The following is a 7705-nucleotide window of genomic DNA, read 5'->3' as shown; positions in this document are numbered from 1 at the left end:
AAGCGCCTGTGCTGCTGTTTTTCGTCAAGCTTATTAGAGCTAATCAGAGTTGAAGGGATTAAAAAAGGAATCAGAATGTTGAGAGTTATTTTATATTCATTAGCAATCACCGCTTCTGGAAACGTTTTTGCTGAAACCAATCCGATCGAAGAAGCATTGAAAAAACCTGGGGCTTTACCCGAACTGCCTGTAAGCGCCGCAAAAGAGCCATTTAGCCCTGAGTTTGTGAGAAGTGCTCGCCAGTCTTTTAGCAATATGCATTGGCAAATGGCAGGCGATCACTCGCTCTACTACAACTTGCACATGAGCGAGATGATGCAAACCGGCATCGCATCCCCAAACATGGCTTACAAGCCCTTAGTGCGAGATATAAAACCGGAGCTAGCAGCGCTAACAACACAGACTGGCCAAGGCGAGTTAAGCTTAGCGGAGTATGTCGAACACCCTATTTTTAAGCTTCAAGCAATTATATTCGTACATAAAGGCAAAGTAGTTTATGAGGCTTATCCAGGAATGAAGCCTTCTGATCGAAAAATCTGGGCTTCCTCTGCAAAAACGACTGTTGGCTTAATTATGGCCATGCTTGTCGCTGAGGGTAAGGTCGAAATGGAGCAGCCTGTAACGAAATATGTACCAGAGCTCAAAGGTACCATTTGGGATACCCTTTCTGTCGCCAGTGTCGTGAACATGACAACAGGCCTGGACAACGAAGAAACGCTTGAGTCGATCCTAAATCCGGAATCAGCAGTCGTTCAGTATTTTTCATCTATAGCAGCAGGTGGCGATGTGCGGCCAGATAGCGAGAAAAACTGGATAGACGTTGCCCGAGATCAGAAACCTTTAGAGGGCGAAAAGCCGGGAGATGTTTTCCGTTACGCTTCACTCAACACCCAAGTATTAACGCAGCTAATTGAGAACGTTGAAAATAAAACTTGGACACAAGTGTTTGAGGATCGTGTTTGGTCTAAGGTTTATGCGCGTCAGCCGGCTTTCTTTAATATTGCACCGGGCGGATCAGCGATGCCAGTAGGTTTTTTGTCAACAACACCTGAGGATATGGCTCGCTTCGCTGCGTTATTTACGCCTAGCTGGTCAGCGGTTGCAACGGAGCAAGTCGTTTCGCGTGAACATCTAGATCTGATCTATGCAGATGGCGAGCCGGCTCGCTATAAAAATGCATCAAAACGTAAAAGCTCTATGGGATCGTTTAATGAATATGCGATAAGCAATGCTTATCAGTTTGATTTCATTTTTGACGATGGAGCAATGGCGAAAAGCGGCAATATGAATCAGATGATCTATATGGATCCGAATCGAGATTTTGCGGCCATTGCACTCTCGAATTCTCCATACCACTCTGGCTACGGAGAAAGCAAAGCGCCAGCCTACTTTAGACTTGCGGCAAAAGCGCTAGCTGATCAATAACAGAACAAACATAATCGGGTGGATCGGATTATGTCAGGTATGTTTGCGCTAGATGGTTTGAGCGTACTGCGCTCTGCCTTTAAACGAAACCCCGCATAAGCTATGGTTGAGCAGATGTTCAACTATGGGCAGAGCTACTAATCAGTAGCTCTGCCCATAAGAGCCGCCCGCTCTCAGTTTCACGAAAATTATTTAGGCGGTGGTTTAGACAAAGTGATTTTGGTCGCACTTTTGATCCATTTACAGCGTTTTGTGCTTATGCTTAGTCTTGATCAAAGTATTCGGCGTAACGCCCGGTTTCCTTAAACTGATTCAATCGCGCATTAAATGTTGCAAGTAGAGACGGGCTGCTCTTGAGTTTTTTCGGAAACAATACGTAACTCTTGTTTTTCAGAAAGGCGGTCGGATGATGCGTAATTTTTTGCACATCTTTTTCCGAAAAATATTGGCTTAATGCAGCATATCCCACATTGAGTTCTTGAGGATAAACCTGTATTCGTCCCCGAATTAGCTTCTCGAAATTTTGCTTGGGTGTGGCAACGCGATGAATTATTAATTTCCCGGCATCAAACGCGGCATCAAATGCAGAGCCGTAGCTGTAACCGATATCGCCGCCAATCGTTAGCTCTTCAAGGTCACTGAGACTTTCCCATTGAAAAGAAAATGTCTTGAGATGAAAAAACACGAACGTTTCGGTGAGCACGGGATCACTGTAATAAAAGTCTGCCTCACGTTCCGGCTTGTGCATCCACACGCCCATCAGGTCTTGAGCGCCATTCGCTGTTTCTGCATAGGCTCTTCCCCATGGGAAAAAATTGAGATTTACCGCAATGCCTTCCTCTGCAAAAATGTCCGTGATTAGCTGAGCAACGGCTCCTTTATTCTCCAAGCTTTCTGATAGATAGGGCGGCCATTCTCCCAAAGCTACATCAATACGCAGGCCTTCTTCAGCTTACAGATTCAAACTGAATAGTGCGATAAAAATTGCAACACACGTTTTAAAGCGCATTAAGAGCACCTAACGTTTAGAAAAATATTAAGCTTAGCTCAGTCGTACAAAGCCATTCAGTAGCCTCTTTACCTTAAGCGTCTACTGAGCACAAAGCAATGCCCTCAGATTGACCAATCGCCATTTAGTTTGCCGAGAAACAGAGGTCTTTTTCGAGTACGACTTTTGACTATGTTTCTACGTTAGTCCATCTTCGACGAAACGGCCCGTAGGCGCTCAGAGATGCGAACCGCCCATCTCTCTGAAGAAGATAAGCGCCAATCACAACGAGCTAGATACTGCTTGAACTATCGCTTTGACTCTGCAATATCGAGGTGGCGGACTTTTAAGGAGCGAGCCAGACCCGACATTGACGCGTAGTTTTGGTTTGTATGTTCGCTGAAGATAAAGATAAACATGCGCGCACTGAATTCAATGCAGCCCAAAGGAGAACCTTATGGCTTACAACATAGCATGCGCCTGCCAGTCCGTTTGTATTACGTTGCACGACAAACCGATTGTTCATGCTTTTTGCCACTGCACAGACTGCCGAGATCTTTTAGCTACGCCCTATCACTCTGTCACTGCATGGAAAGAAGACAGTGTTTCTGTCGATAAAGGCCAAGAGATCATCGCCGTTTATCAACACCCCGTCTTAAAGATGCAAAAACACTTTTGCAGTGCGTGTGGAGAGGTTTTATTTAATACGAATGGCATGAACTGGAGAGTTGTCTCACAACTTTTAATCGCAAAGAGCAATAACGGAGTATTACCTAAGGAGCTTCGATCAAATAAGCATTTCTTTTATGAGCAGCGCGTAATAGATTTAAAAGACCCACTCCCCAAATACCTTCGTGGAGTAGATGGACCTCTTTACGAAGATTAAACAAACTAGACAAAGAGAATGAAAGCATTGGAACGTCAAAATAATCGCACACTCTCAGGAGAACCAAAGATGGCCTTTAAGCGACTATGTTTACTCTCGATATTAACTACCTTCGCACTAGCCGGCTGCACAGATTCAAAAAGCAACGCCTCTTATGCGTTCGAAAAAAACGCAAACGGTGAGATCGTCGTCGACGAAAGGAATTTCACGATTGCTGAAACTGATCTTTACATGGCGAATCATTCAAAAGAGCACCCTGTGAACACATTCAGACACTCTAGAGAGATGTCTAGCATAGACAACCAATTTGTGGTGCGCGAAAACAGAGACGTTATGTATAGCCACGCCGTCGTTGATATTTCACAAGGAGCGACATTAACTAATCCAGAGTGGGATGTGTTTTCAGTGATCCAGGTGATCGATGAAAATCAATATACCATCGCTTCTATTTATCCTGGAGAGGAAAAAACCTTTACGCCGAAGGATGTCGCACTGGGAAGTCACTTGTTTTTGAACATGCGAACAGGCGTCCGATCTCTGGATGAAAAAGGCTACAAGGAGGCGCATGCACATCAAGACGCTGTAATGATCAAGAGTCATTCTTCCATTCCGTATCAACCGAAAGGATTTGAAACAACTAGCCTAGATACTATGCGGAAGGCACTGAAAGCGCGTATGGCTGAAGCCGACAAGCCAGAATATTACTTTGGCACATCAGATGAGGTAGAAGAAACGCAATTCTTGATTGCTTCAGCCGTTGGTATTTTTGGTCTACCGATCAAAGACGCTGCCTACCTGAATACAATACAACCAGCCGGAGACGCGAGAAAAGGCGCTCCGAGCAAAATCACTCTGCCCGCTCCACCGCTAAATTATGAAAAAGGCGGTTTTTTCTCCGTGACAACCTACGACGAAGAAGGCTGGATCGCGAAAGAGAATTTCGCATTAAACAATACGACAGCGACACCGAATGCTGATGGCAGCTATACGTTCCACTTCAATGCTCCGGAGCTACAAAACAATATTGATGTCGTTGAGAACTGGTCTATTTTGATCAGACTGTATGCGCCATCAAGTGTTGACGAAATCATGAGTTACATGAAAAACGCAGAGCAGAATATAAAAATTGAAACGTTATGAAAACCGCTAGAACTTACTGCCCCAAACCGGCTTTGGGGCGAATTATGCACCGCTCAACACGGTTAATTGACAACAAGGGCTTATCTATGAAAATAAAAACCTGTTTAACCGCTCTCATGATTTCGACTTCGGCTATGGCCGAAGTACTACCCGTCACGCTCGATAACTATGAGTGGGCAGAATCAGACTTGGCATTTCAGAATATCACCAAGCTCGTTGGCTCTAACCAGTGGTTTCACTTTCCAGGGCTCACCCCGCTGGATAACCAAACGGTTGTTAGAATGAACAGGGATACGATTTACTCAGGATATGTTGCTGATTTGAGCAATGGAGGGACCGTCACGATCCCTGAGACAGACGATGGCCGCTATCTCTCTGTCATGATTGTGCAAAATGACCATTATATTGATCAAGTGTTCACCAAACCCGGTACCTATGAGATCGAAAGCCAAACAGACTTTGCACTCATTACTGCAAGAACGAGAATAAACCCGAACGACCCCAAAGATCTTGAAAACGTAAAGCGGTACCAATCGCAAATTGAGGTATCAACGCCCACGAAAAAAGAACATGTTATGCCTCCCTATGATATGGATCAGCTATTAGCCATAAGAGCTGAGCTAGTAGCAGAAGGAAGTAAGCTGGGCTCCCTAAAAAATATGCAAGGAAAGCATGGTCAAGTAGATAAGCAAATGCACCTTTACGGAACGGCTTTAGGTTGGGGGCTGCTGCCAGATGAAAATGCCCAATACATTTCGTACTACAGCAAAGAGGGCATCGCTGACAGCAAAAACTGCTCCGTCGCAACCTTTGAAAAGCCTCCAATTAACGATACAGGTTTTTTCTCAATTACCGTGTACGACAAGGAAGGATGGATCACTAACGAGCAGTCAATATTGAATGACTACAACTTAAAATATAACGAGGATGGAACATTCACTGTTCACTTTGGCTCCTGCCCTGAGGGCTCCAGGAACGTTCTTCTCGTTGCAGACAACTGGGATCTGCTCCTTCGAGCTTATGAGCCAATTCTAGACAAAATGGAAGCGTACCAAATCCCCACACCAACGCTTTTAGAGCAGTGAGTTAAATGACGCGTTAAGACACTTGGCGGCTGACGCACAGCGCAAGCGTCTTAACGCGTAATGTGCGGTGCGCAAAGATCGGATTGAGACAAGCAAAAAACGGTGCGACTCTGGCACTCTTATTTTGAGTCTATCTATCAATTACCGATCTATCGACTGCATATCTAATAAAAGCCTCCCAACTACCGCTCTCTCAGTTGCTAACAATACGTAGATAAATTCAACCCTTAACCAAAATATTCTTCTATCCACTGAAAAAGTTTTTGACTATCCATGTCCGAGAACGCCATGCTCTGAAAGTCATTACCTACCTCTTCTTCCATCGTAATAAACTGATACAGCAGCACACCGGGCTGTTGATCGTGCAGAATAAGAGTAATACGGCGACGCGTGCGCAAGCAGTCAATGGTCATCACGTCAGCAGGAATGCCCGAGTCCCGCATTCCGCGGCGCACCTCCAGGACAGGATTGATATGCTCGTGGCTGGCCTGAATTTGCTTGTGCGCTTCGCTGGCCATTTCTGAAAGTGCTTTTAATGGATCTTCGGACATAGGGCTCATACTTTGTAATCGATAGATTGATTTAGGGAGTTGAAATTACCACTTCCCTTTGATGTTTTGCATCCTACCGGAACTCCAGCGGTGTTTTGCTTAAGTTTCGCTTAAATTAGGCTTAAGTTAGGTATGAGTTAGGCTTGAGTTAGGGATGAGCTCCATTCATTCTCGATTCTGCTACTCAAATAAAAAAGGCCGCACCATACTTCGGTGCAGCCCGTTTTACGCGTTCATTAGCGAGACAAGGTTGTTAAGAGCGAATCTCGAATTTCAAACCCGCTTTTTGTTGCAAACGCTCCAGCAAGGCATCACCTAATGCAGTGGACGGCGTAAGCATGCCTTTCAGGTCTGGTGTTTTATCTTTATCAAGGGCCAAACAAGCCGCGGCCTCACCAAGCATTTTTGATGTTGAACCGTAACCCGGATCACGATCACCGCTCACAAAACCTTTCAGCAGAGAGCCATCACGCATTTTTGCGATCACCAAGTATTTCCAAAAGCCCGCCTCACGCTCTGACTTAGATGGCCCCTCGCCGGGCGCTGGAAGAAACTTAGCCGTTAGCTTTTTGTATAAGCCGCCGGGCTTACCACCAAGCATTGCAGCCAAACCGAGCAAACCGCCAAAGCCCTTCATCCGACCAGATAAGCCCTTGCCTGTCATCATCGTCTCGTCGTAAGTAAAGTCTTTCCCGTACGGAAAACCCGCTAAAGCATGACTACGACGTACAACACGCGTGTTAATCGCGGCCATGATAAACGGCATCATGAAGCTGTCCGCGTCCTCATCGAACTTCACGCTGCGCAGGTCAGGTTTATCGTCACCCGTCATGGCATCGCGCGGGTTCAGTGTGTAAGGGTTATTCAGCAATTTGAACAACGCTTTATCTTCAGCCACTTCAGCAAGCACGTTGTTTATACTGGCAATCGTACCGCCGCTCGCGCCACCCTTCATCGACTTAACACGCACTTTTACTGCTTTTGCATATTCGCCTTTTAATTCTTTGGCTTTCTTCTGAATGAAGTAGGTTCCCATATCGGAAGGAATAGAATCAAAACCACAACAGTGCACGATGCGTGCGCCTGTTTCTTGAGCACGCTCATGGTGCTGATCGATCATACGGCGAATCCATTGCGTCTCACCAGCGAGATCACAATAGTCTGTACCGGCTTCAACACAAGCTGCAACCAGTTCACTGCCATAAAGCGCATAAGGCCCAACGGTCGTACAAATAACTTTCGTTTTGCTAACAAGCTCTTTTAGACTCGCAGCGTCCAGGCTGTTACCAATTAAAATAGGCACATCCGTATTACCCAGCTCTGCGCGAACCTCTTCAAGCTTTGCTTGGTTGCGCCCTGCCATTGCCCACTTAAGTTCGCCATCAAGGCCATAGGTGTTCAGGTAAAACTCAGCCACTAAGCGACCAGTAAAGCTACTAGCACCCCATATAATCACGTCGTACTCGCGTGAATCTGACATTATGCTTTTCTCCAATTATTCTTTATCAACAAAGAGGCAGAGTAAAAGTACTCTGATGCCTTAATTCTATATAGCGTTGCGAGGGCGGCTCAGGCAAAGCGAACGTTTGAGAGAAAGCAGAGTTCACATGCACATCAGTGCGCAATTTGA

At 45.6% G+C, this 7705-nt stretch carries 7 protein-coding genes; 4 read left to right on the top strand and 3 right to left on the bottom strand.

The window, feature by feature from the left end:
- The first annotated feature begins 75 nt into the window (after positions 1 to 75).
- Complete coding sequence (locus tag A3751_RS19445) at positions 76 to 1425, top strand: serine hydrolase (RefSeq protein WP_082863391.1); 1350 nt, start codon at positions 76 to 78, stop codon at positions 1423 to 1425.
- Positions 1426 to 1687: 262 nt separating this feature from the next.
- Here the strand turns inward: A3751_RS19445 and A3751_RS19440 are convergent, their stop codons facing one another.
- Positions 1688 to 2347: an ABC transporter substrate-binding protein gene (locus A3751_RS19440; RefSeq protein WP_255376104.1), complete on the bottom strand. Its 660-nt coding sequence runs from the start codon at positions 2345 to 2347 to the stop codon at positions 1688 to 1690.
- A gap of 523 nt (positions 2348 to 2870) precedes the next feature.
- Here A3751_RS19440 and A3751_RS19435 point away from each other — a divergent pair.
- From A3751_RS19435 to A3751_RS19425, 3 genes are all read left to right on the top strand, one after another.
- The gene (locus A3751_RS19435) at positions 2871 to 3299 is read left to right on the top strand and encodes a GFA family protein (RefSeq protein WP_068458608.1); all 429 of its coding nucleotides are present in this window, start codon (positions 2871 to 2873) and stop codon (positions 3297 to 3299) included.
- A gap of 69 nt (positions 3300 to 3368) precedes the next feature.
- Positions 3369 to 4439 carry a DUF1254 domain-containing protein gene (locus tag A3751_RS19430; RefSeq protein WP_082863392.1) on the top strand — a complete coding sequence of 357 codons (1071 nt, stop codon included), beginning with the start codon at positions 3369 to 3371 and terminating at the stop codon, positions 4437 to 4439.
- An 86-nt stretch (positions 4440 to 4525) separates the two neighbouring features.
- A complete protein-coding gene (locus A3751_RS19425) occupies positions 4526 to 5524 on the top strand; it encodes a DUF1254 domain-containing protein (protein ID WP_068458611.1) in 999 nt (332 codons plus the stop codon).
- Between the two features lie 227 nt (positions 5525 to 5751).
- Here the strand turns inward: A3751_RS19425 and A3751_RS19420 are convergent, their stop codons facing one another.
- Positions 5752 to 6075 carry a hypothetical protein gene (locus A3751_RS19420; RefSeq protein ID WP_068458610.1) on the bottom strand — a complete coding sequence of 108 codons (324 nt, stop codon included), beginning with the start codon at positions 6073 to 6075 and terminating at the stop codon, positions 5752 to 5754.
- A 253-nt stretch (positions 6076 to 6328) separates the two neighbouring features.
- Positions 6329 to 7555 (bottom strand): trans-acting enoyl reductase family protein, encoded by a 1227-nt coding sequence (locus tag A3751_RS19415; protein WP_068458607.1) that lies wholly within the window; start codon positions 7553 to 7555, stop codon positions 6329 to 6331.
- Positions 7556 to 7705: the final 150 nt, after the last annotated feature.

This window comes from Oleiphilus sp. HI0080 (assembly GCF_001635135.1).
Note: the sequence above shows the minus strand (reverse complement) of the source record. Positions and strands in the feature narration are given on the sequence as shown.

Excerpts from the sequence above, each read along its gene's own strand:
- A3751_RS19445 (WP_082863391.1), top strand. The coding sequence starts at position 76 with ATGTTGAGAGTTATTTTATATTCATTAGCAATCACCGCTTCTGGAAAC.
- A3751_RS19435 (WP_068458608.1), top strand. The coding sequence starts at position 2,871 with ATGGCTTACAACATAGCATGCGCCTGCCAGTCCGTTTGTATTACGTTG.
- A3751_RS19430 (WP_082863392.1), top strand. The coding sequence starts at position 3,369 with ATGGCCTTTAAGCGACTATGTTTACTCTCGATATTAACTACCTTCGCA.
- A3751_RS19425 (WP_068458611.1), top strand. The coding sequence starts at position 4,526 with ATGAAAATAAAAACCTGTTTAACCGCTCTCATGATTTCGACTTCGGCT.
- A3751_RS19420 (WP_068458610.1), bottom strand. The coding sequence starts at position 6,075 with ATGTCCGAAGATCCATTAAAAGCACTTTCAGAAATGGCCAGCGAAGCG.
- A3751_RS19415 (WP_068458607.1), bottom strand. The coding sequence starts at position 7,555 with ATGTCAGATTCACGCGAGTACGACGTGATTATATGGGGTGCTAGTAGC.